General features: G+C 68.5%; 14 protein-coding genes. 6 read left to right on the forward strand and 8 right to left on the reverse strand.

Going from position 1 to position 15171, the window contains the following annotated elements:
* Positions 1–13 precede the first annotated feature (13 nt).
* The gene (locus tag RB614_RS12385) at positions 14–559 is read left to right on the forward strand and encodes a response regulator (RefSeq protein WP_308712780.1); all 546 of its coding nucleotides are present in this window, start codon (positions 14–16) and stop codon (positions 557–559) included.
* A 433-nt stretch (positions 560–992) separates the two neighbouring features.
* Positions 993–3233, forward strand: coding sequence for a hypothetical protein (locus tag RB614_RS12390; protein ID WP_308712596.1), 2241 nt, complete (start codon positions 993–995; stop codon positions 3231–3233).
* Between the two features lie 283 nt (positions 3234–3516).
* Here RB614_RS12390 and RB614_RS12395 read toward each other — a convergent pair whose 3' ends face one another.
* Both RB614_RS12395 and RB614_RS12400 read right to left on the reverse strand, forming a co-directional pair.
* Positions 3517–4299 (reverse strand): Ldh family oxidoreductase, encoded by a 783-nt coding sequence (locus RB614_RS12395; protein ID WP_308712597.1) that lies wholly within the window; start codon positions 4297–4299, stop codon positions 3517–3519.
* A gap of 100 nt (positions 4300–4399) precedes the next feature.
* The gene (locus RB614_RS12400) at positions 4400–5341 is read right to left on the reverse strand and encodes a threonine ammonia-lyase (protein WP_308712598.1); all 942 of its coding nucleotides are present in this window, start codon (positions 5339–5341) and stop codon (positions 4400–4402) included.
* 65 nt (positions 5342–5406) lie between these two features.
* Between RB614_RS12400 and RB614_RS12405 the strand changes: the two genes are divergently transcribed.
* Together RB614_RS12405 and RB614_RS12410 are read left to right on the forward strand one after the other, a co-directional pair.
* Positions 5407–5967, forward strand: a complete 561-nt coding sequence (locus tag RB614_RS12405) for a DUF4352 domain-containing protein (RefSeq protein WP_308712599.1) — start codon at positions 5407–5409, stop codon at positions 5965–5967.
* Positions 5968–6097: 130 nt separating this feature from the next.
* The gene (locus RB614_RS12410; RefSeq protein ID WP_308712600.1) at positions 6098–6457 is read left to right on the forward strand and encodes an STAS domain-containing protein; all 360 of its coding nucleotides are present in this window, start codon (positions 6098–6100) and stop codon (positions 6455–6457) included.
* 4 nt (positions 6458–6461) lie between these two features.
* Here RB614_RS12410 and RB614_RS12415 read toward each other — a convergent pair whose 3' ends face one another.
* Genes RB614_RS12415 through RB614_RS12425 form a run of 3 tightly spaced genes read right to left on the reverse strand, consistent with a single transcriptional unit; the run spans position 6462 to position 10522 of the window.
* A complete protein-coding gene (locus tag RB614_RS12415) occupies positions 6462–8159 on the reverse strand; it encodes a glycerol-3-phosphate dehydrogenase/oxidase (protein ID WP_308712601.1) in 1698 nt (565 codons plus the stop codon).
* Entirely contained in the window at positions 8156–9670 is a 1515-nt protein-coding gene (glpK, locus tag RB614_RS12420) for a glycerol kinase GlpK (RefSeq protein WP_308712602.1), read from the reverse strand. The genes RB614_RS12415 and glpK (RB614_RS12420) overlap by 4 nt, the downstream gene beginning before the upstream one ends.
* Positions 9671–9682: 12 nt before the next feature.
* On the reverse strand, positions 9683–10522 hold the full coding sequence (locus tag RB614_RS12425; protein ID WP_308712603.1) for an MIP/aquaporin family protein: 840 nt from the start codon (positions 10520–10522) through the stop codon (positions 9683–9685).
* Between the two features lie 126 nt (positions 10523–10648).
* Here RB614_RS12425 and RB614_RS12430 point away from each other — a divergent pair, with 126 nt between their 5' ends.
* Entirely contained in the window at positions 10649–11404 is a 756-nt protein-coding gene (locus tag RB614_RS12430; RefSeq protein WP_308712604.1) for an IclR family transcriptional regulator, read from the forward strand.
* Between the two features lie 121 nt (positions 11405–11525).
* Positions 11526–13016 carry a glycerol kinase GlpK gene (gene glpK, locus RB614_RS12435; protein ID WP_308712605.1) on the forward strand — a complete coding sequence of 497 codons (1491 nt, stop codon included), beginning with the start codon at positions 11526–11528 and terminating at the stop codon, positions 13014–13016.
* Here glpK (RB614_RS12435) and RB614_RS12440 read toward each other — a convergent pair.
* The 3 genes from RB614_RS12440 to RB614_RS12450 are packed head-to-tail and all read right to left on the reverse strand — an operon-like array spanning position 13010 to position 15144.
* Positions 13010–13330 (reverse strand): hypothetical protein, encoded by a 321-nt coding sequence (locus RB614_RS12440; protein WP_308712606.1) that lies wholly within the window; start codon positions 13328–13330, stop codon positions 13010–13012. The two genes, glpK (RB614_RS12435) and RB614_RS12440, sit on opposite strands and share 7 nt — an antisense overlap.
* Positions 13331–13378: 48 nt before the next feature.
* Entirely contained in the window at positions 13379–13939 is a 561-nt protein-coding gene (locus tag RB614_RS12445) for a hypothetical protein (protein WP_308712607.1), read from the reverse strand.
* 14 nt (positions 13940–13953) lie between these two features.
* Positions 13954–15144 (reverse strand): ABC transporter permease, encoded by a 1191-nt coding sequence (locus RB614_RS12450; protein ID WP_308712608.1) that lies wholly within the window; start codon positions 15142–15144, stop codon positions 13954–13956.
* Positions 15145–15171 lie beyond the last annotated feature (27 nt).

Below are 15171 nucleotides of genomic sequence, written 5' to 3' on the forward strand. Positions count from 1 at the left end.
AGGAAGGCTCTGCCTGATGGGTGTCGCCAAGGCACTGCTGGTCGACGACCGGCGCGACAACCTGGTCGCGCTCGAAGCCATCCTCCAGGGCCTGCCGGTGCATACGGTCGCGGTGGAAAGCGGCGAGGCCGCGCTCAAGCAGCTGCTCGTCGACGACTTCGCGGTGATCCTGCTCGACGCGCAGATGCCCGATATGGACGGCTTCGAGACCGCCAGCCACATCAAGCGGCGCGAGCGCACCCGCCACGTCCCGATCATCTTCCTGACCGCCGCCGACCGCGACGCCCAACTGGCCCTGCGCGGGTACTCGGTCGGCGCGGTCGACTACCTGACCAAGCCGTTCGACCCGTGGGTGCTGCGCGCCAAGGTGTCCGTCTTCGTCGACCTCTGGATCAAGACGCAGCAGCTACAGGCCCAGTCCGAAGTGGTCCGCGAGCGGGAAGCGCAGTGGCGGGTCCTGACCGAGGCCGTCGACGAGGCCACCGCGCTACTGCGCTCGACCGACCCGGACGCCCGCGACCGCGCGGTAACACTTTTGGAACAGGCCCGCTGGGGCTGAGCCCTTGATCAAAGCTCCCCCCAAGTCGTTAGAGCAGCTTGGGGGGAGCTTCGATCATCGAGAACGCGAGTCATGATCGAAGCTCCGTTCACGTCGCCCCTGTCAACACGTGACTTTGTAAGACGGCTCGCTCCACTCTCTGGTCCGCAGATTCGCTGGTCAGGGCCGTTGGGGTCGCAGGCCCCTCACCGTAGGACTTGACCACGGTGAGGGGGTCTCAGACGAGCCGATGCGCTGACCAACTGCACGTCGCGGTACCCCGCGCGGGTTCGTGCCGATTGGGCCGCCGTCCCCGTTGCCCTTGATCCTCGTTGGGCGTGTGTGATCACAAGCGCGATAGGCACGGCCGGATTTTCGACCCTTGGGCCTCTAGGCACGTCGGCCTATCGGGGGGACAATGACCAGTCTTACCTCTAGAAGATCCGGAGTTACGATGGTCTCGTACGACAGGTTCAAGTACGCCTTGTCGAACCTAGACGGTCGCCAGTGGCGACTCTTCGAGATCCTCGCAAATACATTCCTGTCCGAAGAATTCCCGAACCTGCGGCCTTTGGCCGGCGCCGCAGGTGACGATGGCATGGATGCCAGCCTGTTTCAGGCAACTGACGATCCCGCAACGGTCCTTCAGTATTCTGTCCGGAGGGACTGGTCGAATAAGATCATCGAGACATGCGACAGGCTCCAAGAGACTCAGCCTGATACGAACGTCTTGGTTTATGCGACGAATCAGGAGATTGGCGCTGGCGGCAACACTCTGAAGAAGTCGATTCGATCAAAGTATCGAATCTTTCTGGATATTCGCGACCGAGAGTGGTTTCTAACTCAAAGAAATGCCTCAGCGAAGGTCACTGAGGAGGCAGAGGAATTCTGCGAAAAAGTCGCCGATCCGCAACTCTTCGGCAAGTCGAGCATTGATCGACAAGCCAAGGCGCTGAGCGACCTCGAAGCCAAAGCAGCGTTCGTCTACCTTGGCCTTCAATGGGCCGATGATATGCGCGAAAAGGGGCTGACCAAGCTCTGCTTTGAAGCCCTCGTCCGTTCTGTTCTTCGCGAGACCACTTCCGAGGAGAGACTTGGCCGGTCGCAGATCCGCGAACAGATTGCGAAGCTACTACCTGCCCACCACCGTGGGACTCTGGATGTTCAGGTGGACGGTGCTCTCGCTCGGCTCTCCAAAGTTTACATCCGTCACTGGAAGAAGCCTGACGAATTCTGCCTCACATGGCAGGAGCGGGTGAGATTGGCGGAACGGTTAGCGCAAGTGGCATCGCTTGACGATGCATTAACTGCGGAGTTGAAGCGTACGATAAATGTCACGGCCAGCGAGATGGGGATTGACGAGTCGACCCTTCCCAGGCAGACCGTCGACATAACCCGAAAAGTGGTCGAGAAAGTCCTTCTCGACCGTGGAGAGTTCTTCGCCAGCGCGGTAACTCGCGAAAATGCAGGGAGCTTCGTCAGTTTCGAAGACATTGAAGCAGTCGTCTTCCAAGAGATAGCACAGAATCGCGTGGCTCGGGGACTCGATCCTCGTCTGCTTGTCGCTTCCGTTCAGTCGATTTTCCTTAACTCCACGGAAGAGGTGCGAAAGTGCCTGCGAAGCCTTGCTGACACCTATACGCTCTTCGCCTTCATGCGGGAAACGCCAGACGTCCAGTCGGCAGTAGTCAAGATCTTCTCTGACGGAGATATCTGGCTCGACACCAACGTCGTACTTCCGTTGTTGGCCGAGACGTTAATAGATGAGCCCGCACGTTCGCACACGTTTCTCATTCGGGCAGCAGTAGAGTGCGGCCTGCGCCTCTTTGTCACCGATGGGGTTCTAGAGGAAGTCGCAACACATATCAACCGGTGCCGAAGCTATGCATGGTCCTTGGGCCAGGAAGGCGCCAAGGGAAGTCCTCCGTTTCTCTTGAACGCCTATTCGCTGTCAGGCCGTGACATGGGCGGCTTTCTCCAGTGGCTCGAAAACTTTGCGGGGACGAGACGTCTAGAAGACGATGTTGCGGACTATCTACTTGACGAACATCATATCGATGTGCAAGACCTTTCCGCAGAAGCCGATCGAGCCGAGCAGGAACTGCGTGCGGCAGTCGGAGAACTCTGGCATCAGGTTCGAGAGGCACGAGACAAGCGGAACGAAAAGCTCGGTGTTCCGCCGATGGATCCTGTGACTCGGTCGAAGCTCGTAGCCCATGACGTAACAAACTATGTTGGCGTCATTGTTCGTCGCCAGGATCGCAACGAGCGTCGAGGGGCGTTCGGCTATCGTAGCTGGTGGCTAACCCTGGACCGCTCTGCCTTGCGAATGCATAACGATCTAAAGGCATATCTGCGGGATCGCCCACCCGCCTCACCAGCGATCAGTCCGGACTTTATGTTGCACTATCTAGCGGTAGGGCCGGTACGAGCCCGCATCTCGCGGCGGACAGAGGAGACGCTCCCCCTCATGATGAATATGTCCGTGTTGGACGCTGTGCCGCGCGATCTTCTCGATTTGGCCGACTCTTTGCGTATAGAACTAGCCGGTCTGCCACCGAACGTCATTTCCAGAAAGATCCGAGACACCCTAGATGAGGCTCGCTTTATCCTGGGCCCGAATGCTATTGGCGGTGACGCGAAGTTGACGGACGAGGTCAAAGCCCGACTTATTTCGCAGGCCAAGGGCCGGTAGGGGCCTGGGAGGATGTTGACGCCACATAGACCCTGTTATGCGCGGCCATTCGGCGGCGGCTGAGGCCACGTTGCTGGCGCTTGAATCGGGCAAATGAAGGCTCGCCAGGCGTCCAGCGCAGGTAAAAGGGACCAGGAAACCCCTCCACCGCTCAACCCCGGCTGTCAACCAGCTTCTACAGCTCGCGAGAGGTCGGTGCATGGGTTTATCGACGCGCTCACCATGGCTTGGCCCATCGGGATGATCCCGCATTCGTGGCGATGAAGCCGGCGTTCGGCTCCGTTCAGTGGTGGGTGGGGCCGCCGGGGAGGGCGGCCAGTTCGGACCAGACCTTGTCGTCCACAGGTATGCCGTCGCGGACGCGGGCGGCGCGGGTGGCCGCCTCCGCCTCGCCGGGTACGGCCGTTGGGGCGGCGGCCGCCGCGAGCAGGGCGCAGAGGCGCTCGGCGTGCCGGCGAAACTCGTCCACCGGTCGAAACGCGGCCACGTCGATCGCGACGATGACGGTGCCGCCGGCCGGCTCAGCGCCGCCGAGCAGGCCGCCGACGAGCTGGATCACGAAGGCCAACCCGGCTTCGGCCGGGATCTCGGCGACCAGGGGCGGGCGGCCGGCGGCGCGGGGGGCTGCCCAGGCCAGCGGGCGCGGGTGGCACATCGCCACGCCGACCGCGCCCTCCGCCGCGAGGGTCCGCACGTACCCGGTGAGCCGGCCCACGTCGCCGCAGTTGCCGACCGTGGCGCTGGCCACGCCGTACTGCCGGGCCAGCCGCCGCACGTGCTCGACCGCGACCCGGGCGGCCAGCTCGCCGAACCCGCTGCGCCCGTCCACCACGGCCGCCGCGGCGCGTACGCCGCCGAGTCGGGGGATCGCCTTGGGGTCCATCGTGCCCGTACTGATCATTTGGAGGTACGTCACGAGGCGGCGGACACCGTACTCTTCATGGCCGGCGAGCTCGGCCTCGACCAGCGAAGCGGCCACGACGTCCGCGGCAGTTCGCGGAGCGCCGGCCGCGAGCAGCACTTTCGTGGCGATCGCGACGAGGTCGTGGGCGTGGACCACCGTCATGCATCCCTCCGGGCAGCCGCGTTCCACCGGACGGAACACACATCCATAGAGCTGTGTCACATTATGGACGTCGGCGCGGAAGCCCGTAAACCCGGACAGGTCACGATATGGCGGCTATCAACAGTTGTGGATCGACGTTGCCGCCGGAGACCACGGCGACCGTACGCCCGGCCGGCAGCTCCCCGGCGTGGAAGAGGCGCGCGGCCGTGGTCACGGCGCCCGTCGGCTCGACCACCAGCCGCCCTTCGCGCACGATCCGGGTCATCGCCGCGCGGATCTCGTCCTCCGTCACGGTGACGATGCGGTCGAGCCGCTCGCGCAGGTGGGCGAAGGTCAGCTCGGAGAGGTTGACCCGTACGCCGTCGGCCACCGTGCGATAGGTCAGCTCGGTCGGCCAGGCCACCAGCTCGCCCTTGGCAAGCGACTCCTGGGCGTCGGCGGCCAGCTCCGGCTCGACGCCGACCACCTTCGCGTGCGGCAGCAGCGCGGTGATCGCGGTCGCCACACCGGAGGCGAGACCACCCCCGCCGACCGGTACCAGCACCACGTCGACGTCCGCCAGGTCCTCGGCGATCTCCAGCCCGACCGTGCCCTGGCCGGCGATGACGTCCCGGTGGTCGTACGGGGGGATCAGCGCCAGCCCGTCCTTCTCGGCCCGCTCCCGCGCCACGTCCAGCCGCTCCGGCGGGGGCACCAGCACCACCTCGGCGCCGAGGGCGCGTACCTGCTCGACCTTGACCGCCGGCGCGACGTCCGGGATCACGACCACGCAGGGCGCGCCGGCGCGACGGGCGGCGTACGCGAGGGCCTGTCCATGGTTCCCGGATGAGTGCGTGATCACCCCGCGGACCCGCTGCGCGTCACTGAGCCGGGCCACGGCGTTGGTCGCGCCGCGGAGCTTGAACGATCCGACCGGCTGCAGGCTCTCGGGCTTGAGCCAGAGCCCGTCGTCCCAGCGGGCGGGCAGGAGCGGCGTGCGGAGGACCACGCCGGCGACGTTGCGGGCGGCGGCGCGGACGTCGTCGAGGGAGATCAGCTGCATGGGCTCAAGGGTGCCTTATCACGAAGCTGACCTCGGCAGACCGGACAAAAGCCTAGAATCACCCAATGGAAGAACCATCGGACGGCGAGTCGGGTCGCGGCGCGCGGGTGGCCGTGTTCATCGGCGCCGCGATCGTGCTCGTCTCGCTGTGCTGCTGCGCGGGGGCGGTGGCGGCGGTGGTGACCTGGGGCGACGACGCGTACCGCCGGCTCACCCACGACCGGGGTGACACGGTGGACGTCGGCCAGGCCGGGCGGGACGGGGCGTTCGAGTTCACGGTGAGCCGGATCGACTGCGGGGTCGACCAGATCGGCGACTCGTTCGTCAACCAGACCGCGGTCGGGCAGTTCTGCCTCGCCGAGCTGACCATCCGCAACGTGGGCAAGCGCCCGGCGACGTTCGCCGACGCGCTCCAGCAGGCGTACGGGCCGGAAGGCGACCGCTACGCGCCGGACAGCGCGGCCGGGATCCTGGCCAACTCCGAGCAGCAGCTCTTCCAGAACCAGATCAACCCAGGCAACCTGATCACGGGCGTCGTCGTGTACGACATACCACGCGACAGCCACATCGCCGAGATGGAGTTGCACGAGTCGGAACACACGGCCGGCCTCCGGGTGACGACCTGACCGGTGGTTCCGCGCCCCTCTCCTGCGCGCACACCGCTGGTGGAGTACCTTCGTCCCCGTACGGGAGGTAGCGAATGAAGCACCCCAAGAAAACGCTCCGCTCCGCTCCACGTTTCCCCGGGGGCCCCGCATGTCCTTGACGGTGAGCACGGTCCAGCACGGCGACACGGTCGTCGTGGCGGTTGCGGGTGAGCTCGACATGGGCACGGCGCCGCAGCTGCAGGACCAGATCACAGACCTGATCGACAAGGGGCGCAGCCGGCTGGTCTTCGACCTGGCCGACCTCTCCTTCTGCGACTCCACCGGCCTGTCCGTCTTCGTCCGCGCGAAGAACAGCTGCGACGAGGCGGGCGGCATCTTCCGGCTCGCCGCGCCACAGCGGGGTGTGCTGCGGATCCTCGAGGTCAGCGGCCTGGTCGAGGTGCTGGAGACCTACCCCACGGTCGAGGAGGCGCGGACGGCGGGCGCCGCCACACCCGCCGCCGACTGACCTCTCAGCTGACCTTGAGACGCTCGGCGTCCGCCGCCACGTCGTCCTCCTGCTCCTGCGAGGCCCGCTCCGCGCGCACCCGCGCGTGGTAGCGCTCGACCTCCTGGTCGATCCGCTCCGGAGACCATCCCAGCACGCCGGCCATCAGCTCCGCGGCGGGGCGCGCGGCCGCGACGCCACGGTCGAAAACCTCGATCGAGATCCGGGTACGGCGGGTGAGCACGTCCTCCAGGCGGAGCGCTCCCTCGTGACTCGCCGCGTACACGACCTCGGCGCGCAGGTAGTCGTCCGCCCCCTCCAGCGGCTCACCGAGCTTGTGGTCCGCGTCGACCAGGTCGAGGACCTCGTCGACCAGCGTGCCGTACCGGCTTAGCAGGTGCTCGACCCGCGCCACGTGCAGGCCGTGCCGGGCGGCGAGCGTGCGGCGCTGGTTCCAGCGGGCGGCGAAGCCGTCGGCGCCGGCGAGCGGGATCCGGTCGGTGACCGAGGGCGCACCGCTGGAGCCGATACCCATGCCGTCGACCGCGGCGTCCACCGCATCCGCCGCCATCACCCGGTACGTGGTGAACTTGCCCCCGGCCACCACCACGAGCCCCGGCGACGGGCTGCCCACCACGTGCTCGCGAGACAGCTTGGAGGTCGACTCCGACTCGCCGGCCAGCAGCGGGCGGAGCCCCGCGTACACGCCCTGCACGTCCTCCCGGGTGACCGGGGTGACCAGCACGCGGTTGACGTGTTCCAGCAGGTAGTCGATGTCTTTGCGGGTCGCCGCCGGATGCGCCTTGTCGAGGCGCCAGTCGGTGTCGGTGGTCCCGATGATCCAGTGCCGTCCCCACGGGATCACGAAGAGCACGCTCGTCTCCGTGCGGAGGATCAGCCCGGTCGAGGAGCGGATCCGGTCCCGCGGCACCACCAGGTGGATGCCCTTGGACGCCCGTACGTGGAACTGCCCCCGCTCGCCCACCAGCGCCTGCGTGTCGTCGGTCCACACGCCGGTCGCGTTGATCACCTGGCGGGCGCGCACCTCGATCTCGCGCCCGCTCTCCTCGTCGTGCACCCGCACGCCGGCGATCCGGTCCCCCTCGCGGAGGAAGCCGGCGACGCGGGCCCGGGACGCGGCGTACGCGCCGTAGCCGGCCGCGGTCCGCACGAGAAACTCGGTGAACCGCGCGTCGTCCACCTGCGCGTCGTAGTACCGCAACGCCCCGACGAGCGCGTCCTTGCGCAGGCCGGGCGCCACCCGCAGCGCGCCCCGGCGGGTCAGGTGGCGGTGCCGGGGCAGGCCGCGCGAGCTGCCGCTGGAGAAGCCCAGCGTGTCGTAGAGCAGCACACCGGTGCCCGCGTACACACGCTCCCAGGCGTGGTGCTGCAACGGATAGAGGAACGGGACCGGCCGCACCAGGTGCGGGGCGAGGCGTTGCAGGAGCAGGCCCCGCTCCCGCAACGCCTCCCGCACCAGCCCGAAGTCGAGCATCTCCAGGTAGCGCAGGCCACCGTGGATCAGCTTGCTGGATCGGCTGGACGTGCCGCTGGCCCAGTCGCGCGCTTCGAGGAGCCCGACGGAGAGGCCGCGGGTGACGGCGTCGAGCGCGGCGCCCGCGCCGACCACACCGCCACCCACCACCACGATGTCCAGCTCGCGCCCGTCGCCCATCGCGTCGAGCGCCCGCGTACGGGCCGGTGGCGAGAGAGCCAGACTCATACGTCCACCCAGTCGAGCGTCCGCTGCACCGCTTTCTTCCACCTGGCGTACCCCTCCTCGCGCCGCTCCTCCGACCAGGTCGGCGACCAGCGCTCACTCTCGTTCCAGTTCTGGCGCAGCTCGTCGGTCGACTTCCAGAAGCCGGTCGCGAGCCCCGCCGCGTACGCGGCGCCGAGGGCGGTCGTCTCGGCCACCACCGGGCGGCTCACCGGTACGCCGAGGATGTCGGCCTGCAGCTGCATGCAGAGCCGGTTGGCGGTGACACCACCGTCCACTTTGAGCACGTCGAGGTGTACGCCGGAGTCCTGCTCCATGGCGACCGCGACGTCGCGGCTCTGGTAGCAGATCGCTTCCAGGGTCGCGCGGGCCAGGTGCGCGTTCGTGTTGTACCGGGACAGGCCGACGATCGCGCCGCGCGCGTCGGAACGCCAGTACGGTGCGAACAGCCCGGAGAAGGCGGGTACGAAGTAGACGCCCCCGCTGTCCTCGACCTGCGCGGCGAGCGCCTCGCTCTGCGCCGCCCCGCTGATGATGCCGAGCTGGTCGCGCAGCCACTGCACGGCCGAGCCGGTCACCGCGATCGAGCCCTCCAGCGCGTACACGGCGGGTGCGTCGCCGAGCTTGTAGCAGACGGTGGTGAGCAGGCCGGACTTCGAACGCACGATCGAGGTACCGGTGTTGAGGAGCATGAAGTTGCCGGTGCCGTACGTGTTCTTCGCCTCGCCCTCGGCGAAGCAGACCTGGCCCACCGTCGCCGCCTGCTGGTCGCCGAGGTCCGCGGTGAGCGGCACCTCGCCGCCGAGCGGGCCGCCCGGGAGCGTGACCCCGTACCGGCTGGGGTCGGAGGACGGGCGGATCTGCGGGAGCATCGCCCGCGGGATGTCGAAGAACGAGAGCAGCTCGTCGTCCCAGTCGAGCGTCTCCAGGTTCATCAGCATGGTGCGGCTGGCGTTGGTGACGTCGGTGATGTGCACGCCGCCGTTTACCCCGCCGGTCAGGTTCCACAGCAGCCAGGTGTCGGTGTTGCCGAAGATCGCCTCGCCGCTCTCCGCCGCGGCGCGTACCCCGTCGACGTTCTCCAGAATCCATTGGATCTTGCCGCCGGAGAAGTAGGTGGCCGGCGGCAGGCCGGCCTTCTGCCGGATCACGTCGCCCCGCCCGTCGCGGTCGAGCGCCGCGGCGATCTGGTCGGTACGCGTGTCCTGCCACACGATCGCGTTGTAGTAGGGGCGGCCGGTGCGCCGGTTCCAGACGACGGCCGTCTCGCGCTGGTTGGTGATGCCGAGGGCGGCCAGGTCGGCGGCTTGCAGCCCGCGCTCGTTCATGGCGGTGCGGATGACGGCGTTCGTGCGTTCCCAGATCTCCACCGGGTTGTGCTCGACCCATCCGGCCTTCGGGAGGATCTGCTCGTGCTCCAGTTGGTGGCGGCCCACCTCGTTGCCGCCATGGTCAAAGATCATGAATCTCGTGCTCGTGGTGCCCTGGTCCACCGCGCCGACGAAGTCAGCCATCACTCTCTCTCCTTAATGTCCGGCCTTGACGGTCTCCGCCTGGGTTGGTATCGGCACCCGGCCCGGCTCCGCCGGCCCCTCCTTGGGCAGGAAGCGGCCGATGAGCAGCTGGTACAGGCCCGCACCGCCGAGTCCGCCGAGGAGCGGCCCGACGATCGGTACCCAGAAGTAGAGGTCGTTGTTCTGGTCACGGAAGGCTGTGCCGTACCCCGTGAGGAAGGATGCCAGCCGCGGCCCGAAGTCACGGGCGGGGTTGATCGCGTAGCCGGCGTTGGTCCCCCAGGCCATGCCGATGCCGACCACCAGCAGGCCGATGACGACCGGGGCGAGGTTGGCGGCGGGCGTGTTCTGCCGCAGGTCGGTGAGGGCGAGGATCACGAAGAGCAGGATCGCGGTACCGATGATCTGGTCGCGGAAGCCGCCCCACATGTCGACCGGGAGGGCGCCGTTGCCGGGGAGGGTGGAGAAGACGCCCTGCGACTTGATGGTGTGGCCGGGGTCGAACGCGCCCAGCACCTCCGTGTAGTTCCAGCGCACGACCATCGCGGCGACGAACGCGCCGAGCGTCTGGGCCAGCATGTACGGCAGGACCTTGCGCCACTCGAAGCCCTTGAAGACCGCGAGGGCGAGGGTCACGGCCGGGTTGAGGTGGGCGCCGCTGATCCGGGCTGCGACGTAGACGCCGAGCGTGACGCCGAGGCCCCACGCCCACGCGATGCTGTCGTGGTCACCGATGCCGCCCGCGACGACCTGGGCCACCACCCCCACCCCGAAGAGGATGAGGATCATGGTGCCCGCGAACTCCGCCGCCAGCTCGCCGAGGAGTCCCGGGAGTCTCATGCGCTGTGACATGTTTCCTCCTCGTACCCGGGATATTACGAAGCGCAACGGTAGGAGGGCCTTAACGTCGGGTCAACGAACCCTGGTCGGCATTGTCGAACACTGTTGCTCCAGGCAGAACGGAGTTAGCATGCGGCGGTGCCCGGACAGGTACAGTCCATCGCTCGTGCCGCCGCCATCCTCCGGCTGCTCGCCGGGGGCTCGGGCCGGCTCGGGTTGCTCGAGATCGCCCGCGCGCTGGACCTGCCGAAGGGCACCGCGCACGGCATCGTCCGCACCCTCCATGACGTGGGTTTCGTCGAGCAGGACAAGACCTCCGGGAAGTACCAGCTCGGAGCGGCGCTGCTGCACCTCGGCACCAGCTACCTCGACGTCAACGAGCTGCGCTCCCGCTCGATCAACTGGGCCGACCCGCTGGCCGCCCGCAGCGGCGAAGCGGTGCGGATCGGCACGCTGCTGGACAGCAAGGTGCTGGTGGTGCACCACGTCTTCCGCCCCGACGACACCCTCCAGACGCTCGACGTGGGCGCGCTGCTGCCGCCGCACGCCACGGCGCTGGGCAAGGTACTGCTCGCGTACAACGCCCGGGGTGGGCTCGGGGACCTCGTCCCGTACACCCGGCGCACGCTTGCCTCCCCGCGCGTCCTCACGCGGGCGCTGGCCGCGATCCGGGAGGCGGGCTGGGGGTCCGACATCGAGGAGATGACCGTCGGCGTGGCCGGCATCGCCGCGCCCATCAGGGGGTACGGCGGGCTGGTGGTCGGCGCCATCGGCATCTCCGGACCGGTCGAGCGGGTCTGCGACGCGCACGGCCAGCCCCGGATCACCCTCGTGACACACGTACGCGAGGCGGCCCGTGCCGTGTCCCGTGACCTTGGCGGTCGGGGCCAATGAGCGAGCGAGCTGGCGCGGCAGCGTCTCCCCTCCCGGCCCCGAAACCCCGGCTTCGTCGGCAGGGCCGCTCGGTCCAGACGTCGCCTTCAGCGCCGCACGAGCGAGCGAAGCAGGAGACGCTGTGAACGGTCGCTACGTCATCTCCATCGACCAGGGCACCACGTCCACGCGGTGCATCGTCTTCGACCACCGGGGCCAGCTCGTCTCGGTCGACCAGCGGGAACACGCCCAGCACTTCCCGCGCCCCGGCTGGGTCGAGCACGACGCCATGGAGATCTGGCGCAACGTGGAGAAGGTGGTGCCGCGCGCGCTCACCCGTGCCGGCATCGACGCCAGCCAGATCGCCGCGATCGGCATCGCCAACCAGCGCGAGACCACCGTGGTGTGGGACCGCCGCACCGGGGTACCGGTGGCGCCCGCGATCGTCTGGCAGGACACCCGCACCGACGCGCTGGTCGAGGAGCTGGCCCGCGCCCCCGGTGCCGAGGAGGTGCAGCGGCGGTGCGGGCTGCCGCTGACCACGTACTTCACCGGGCCCAAGCTGCGCTGGCTGCTCGACAACACCCCCGGCCTGCGCAAACGTGCCGAGCGCGGCGACGTCCTCTTCGGCACGATGGAGAGCTGGCTGATCTGGAAGCTCACCGGCGAGCACCTGACCGACGTCACGAACGCCAGTCGCACGATGCTGATGGACCTCTCGTCGCTCTCGTGGCACCCGGACTCGCTGGACTTCTTCGGCATCCCGCCCGCGGTCCTCCCCGAGATCCGCTCGTCCGCGGGCGTCTTCGGCACGCTGCGCACGGTCCTGCCCGGCGTACGGCTCGCGGCCGCGCTCGGCGACCAGCAGGCCGCGCTATTCGGGCAGACCTGCTTCACCGCGGGCGAGGCCAAGTGCACGTACGGCACGGGCAGCTTCCTGCTGCTCAACACCGGCACCGGCCCGGTCCGCTCGCAGCACGGCCTGCTCACCACGGTCGGCTATCGGATCGAGGGAGAGCCCGCCGTGTACGCGCTCGAGGGGTCGATCGCCATCACCGGCTCGCTCGTGCAGTGGTTTCGGGACGGGCTCGGCATCATCAGCACCGCGCCGGAGATCGAGACGCTCGCCCGTACGGTCGACGACAACGGTGGCTGCTACATCGTGCCCGCCTTCTCCGGCCTCTTCGCGCCGCACTGGCGGAGCGAGGCGCGCGGCGTGATCGTGGGGCTGACGTCGTACATCACCAAGGGCCACCTGGCGCGCGCGGTGCTGGAGGCGACCGGCTGGCAGACCCGCGAGGTGGTCGACGCCATGAACGCCGACTCCGGCCTGATGCTGCGCACGCTGAAGGTCGACGGCGGCATGACCTCCGACAACCTGCTGATGCAGTTTCTCGCCGACGTGCTCGACGTACCGGTCGTCCGCCCGATGGTGGCCGAAACGGTGTCACTGGGCGCGGCGTACGCCGCCGGGCTCGCGGTCGGCTACTGGCCCGACCTGGAGGGGCTACGGCGCAACTGGCACCGTGCGGCCCAGTGGCTGCCCAATGTGGACCCGCAGTGGCGCAAGACCGAGTACGACAACTGGCAGCGCGCCGTAGAACGCACCTTTGACTGGATCCAGCCTCACTGAGATTGCCGCGCCGCGGCGGCGATCCCTTCCACGCTGGCGACCGGAAGCATCGCGGCGAAGTCCCACGTCTCGTCGTCATGCCCGACCATGACGGTGGCGATCTCACCATCGGCGGCCCAGTGCACGCGCACGCCCGCCGCCTCCCCGACATGCAGGCTGCGGCGGCTCGCCCAGTCCGCCTCACGAATGCCTTCGAGCGTCACAAGGTCGGCGGCCGTCGCACGGAGGTTGAGCTCCCACTCCGGCGCCTGCAACTTCACCGCTACGAACCCATCCGCCCTGCGCTCGATCGTCACATCCACCACGCGGATCATGCTGCCAGGCCCCGTCACGCCCACCACCCCCGGTGCCGCAGCGCCTCCTCACTCGGTCTTCGTGACCGACTCGGCGGTCACCGAGCCCTCGGCGTCCGTGCCGCCTTCCACGCTGACCTTGTCGCCGGCCTTGAGGTCCTTGAGCTTGCCCGGCACGCTCACCGACGTGTCGCCGTCGGTCCGGATGGTGACCACCTCACCCGACTCCGTCTCGACGTAGACGGTGGTGCCGTCGACGAGCTTGACCGTGCCGGTGGTGGCGTCGGTGCCGGCACCGCCCTGGAAGCCTTGCCCGCCCTGGGGCCCGCCCTGGGTGCCCTGCCCGCCCTGGGTGCCCTGCCCGCCCTGCGCGTAGCCGCCGGGGAAGCCGCCCTGGCCACGGAAGCCGCCGCTCGCCGGGCCGGCCGCCGCCGGCGTCTCGCCGTAGGCCTTCTGCACCTCGATGCCCGCCACGAAGCCGCCGACCAGCAGCAGCGCCAGGCCGAGGGCGACGGTCCACCTATTCCACCAGCGCCGGCCCGCCGCCGCGGCCAGCTCGATGTCCAGTGTCGTGGCGGCGTCGGGTGTGCCGGCGTCCGTGCTGGCCGCGTCTACTGTGGACCGTGTCAACGAAGGCTCCCGGGTCACTCGTAGCGGAGGGCGTCGATGGGGCGCAGGCCGGCCGCTCGGTTGGCGGGCACGCTGCCGAAGAAGAGGCCGATCGCGACGGAGACGCACAGTGCGAGCGCGATCGAGCTGGGCACGATCACCGGCTTTACGCCCACGATCGTGAAGTTGCTGCCGATGAGCGCCGCGGCCACGCCCAAGCCGCCGCCGAGCAGGCTCAGCATCGTCGCCTCGGCGAGGAACTGGGTCAGGATCACCCGCCGGGGCGCGCCCAGCGCCTTGCGGATGCCGATCTCGCGGGTCCGCTCGGTCACCGTGACCAGCATGATGTTGGTGATGCCGATGCCGCCGACCAGCAGGCTGATGCCGGCCACCGCGCCGAGCAGCGTGGTGAACGTGTCGGCGGTCTCGGTCTGCGTCTCCAGCAGCTGCGACGCGTTTTGTATCCGGTAGGGCTGGCTCGTCGAACTGCCGGTCGTCTCGATCCGCTGGGACAGGATGAGGGAGACCTCCGACTGGGCGTCGGCGACCTTCTCCGGCGAGCGGGCCTCGACGATGATCGAGCTGAACGGGCCGTATCCGGTGAGCGCCTGCCGCACGGCGGTGAGCGGCGCGATCGCCACGTCGTTGGCGTCCATGAAGCCGGAGGCGCTGCTCTTCTCGTCGAGCACGCCCACCACCGTGAAGAGCGCGCCGCTCACGGTGATCTCCTTGCCGATCGGGTCGACGCCGGGAAACAGCTCCTCGGCGACCGTCTGCCCGATCACGACCACGCGGCGGCCCTGCGTCAGGTCGTCTTCGGTGAACGCCGAACCGGTACCCACCGGAGAGTTGGACGCGCCGAAGTAGCTCGGGGTGCTGCCGACGAACTGCTGCACCGAGTGGTCGGTGCCCTGGTAGGTGAGCGTCGCCTGGGTGCTGGCGACCGGTGACACCGAGGTCACGTCGGGCGCGAGCACGGGGTCGTCGAGCGCCTCGGCCACCTCGGCGGTCAGCACGCTGCTGCCGCCGACGCCCTGCACGGTCAGGGTCTTGGTGCCCAGCGCCTCGATCCGCTCGGCCACCTCGCGCGCCGAACCGTTGCCGACCGCGACGAGCAGGATCACGGCGGCCACACCGATCAGGATGCCGAGCATGGTGAGGCCGGAGCGGAGCTTGTTTGCGCCGATGCCACGCACGGCGAACCGCAGCACCTCGAAGACGCTCATGCCCGTCCTCGCTTCGCCGCGGTCCGG

The sequence above is a fragment of the Phytohabitans maris genome (assembly GCF_031085175.1).
Taxonomy (GTDB): domain Bacteria; phylum Actinomycetota; class Actinomycetes; order Mycobacteriales; family Micromonosporaceae; genus Phytohabitans; species Phytohabitans maris.

Excerpts from the sequence above, each read along its gene's own strand:
- RB614_RS12425 (WP_308712603.1), bottom strand. The coding sequence starts at position 10,522 with ATGTCACAGCGCATGAGACTCCCGGGACTCCTCGGCGAGCTGGCGGCG.
- RB614_RS12450 (WP_308712608.1), bottom strand. The coding sequence starts at position 15,144 with ATGAGCGTCTTCGAGGTGCTGCGGTTCGCCGTGCGTGGCATCGGCGCA.
- RB614_RS12400 (WP_308712598.1), bottom strand. The coding sequence starts at position 5,341 with ATGCAGCTGATCTCCCTCGACGACGTCCGCGCCGCCGCCCGCAACGTC.
- RB614_RS12410 (WP_308712600.1), top strand. The coding sequence starts at position 6,098 with ATGTCCTTGACGGTGAGCACGGTCCAGCACGGCGACACGGTCGTCGTG.
- glpK (WP_308712602.1), bottom strand. The coding sequence starts at position 9,670 with ATGGCTGACTTCGTCGGCGCGGTGGACCAGGGCACCACGAGCACGAGA.
- RB614_RS12390 (WP_308712596.1), top strand. The coding sequence starts at position 993 with ATGGTCTCGTACGACAGGTTCAAGTACGCCTTGTCGAACCTAGACGGT.
- RB614_RS12405 (WP_308712599.1), top strand. The coding sequence starts at position 5,407 with ATGGAAGAACCATCGGACGGCGAGTCGGGTCGCGGCGCGCGGGTGGCC.
- RB614_RS12415 (WP_308712601.1), bottom strand. The coding sequence starts at position 8,159 with ATGAGTCTGGCTCTCTCGCCACCGGCCCGTACGCGGGCGCTCGACGCG.
- RB614_RS12440 (WP_308712606.1), bottom strand. The coding sequence starts at position 13,330 with ATGATCCGCGTGGTGGATGTGACGATCGAGCGCAGGGCGGATGGGTTC.
- RB614_RS12395 (WP_308712597.1), bottom strand. The coding sequence starts at position 4,299 with ATGACGGTGGTCCACGCCCACGACCTCGTCGCGATCGCCACGAAAGTG.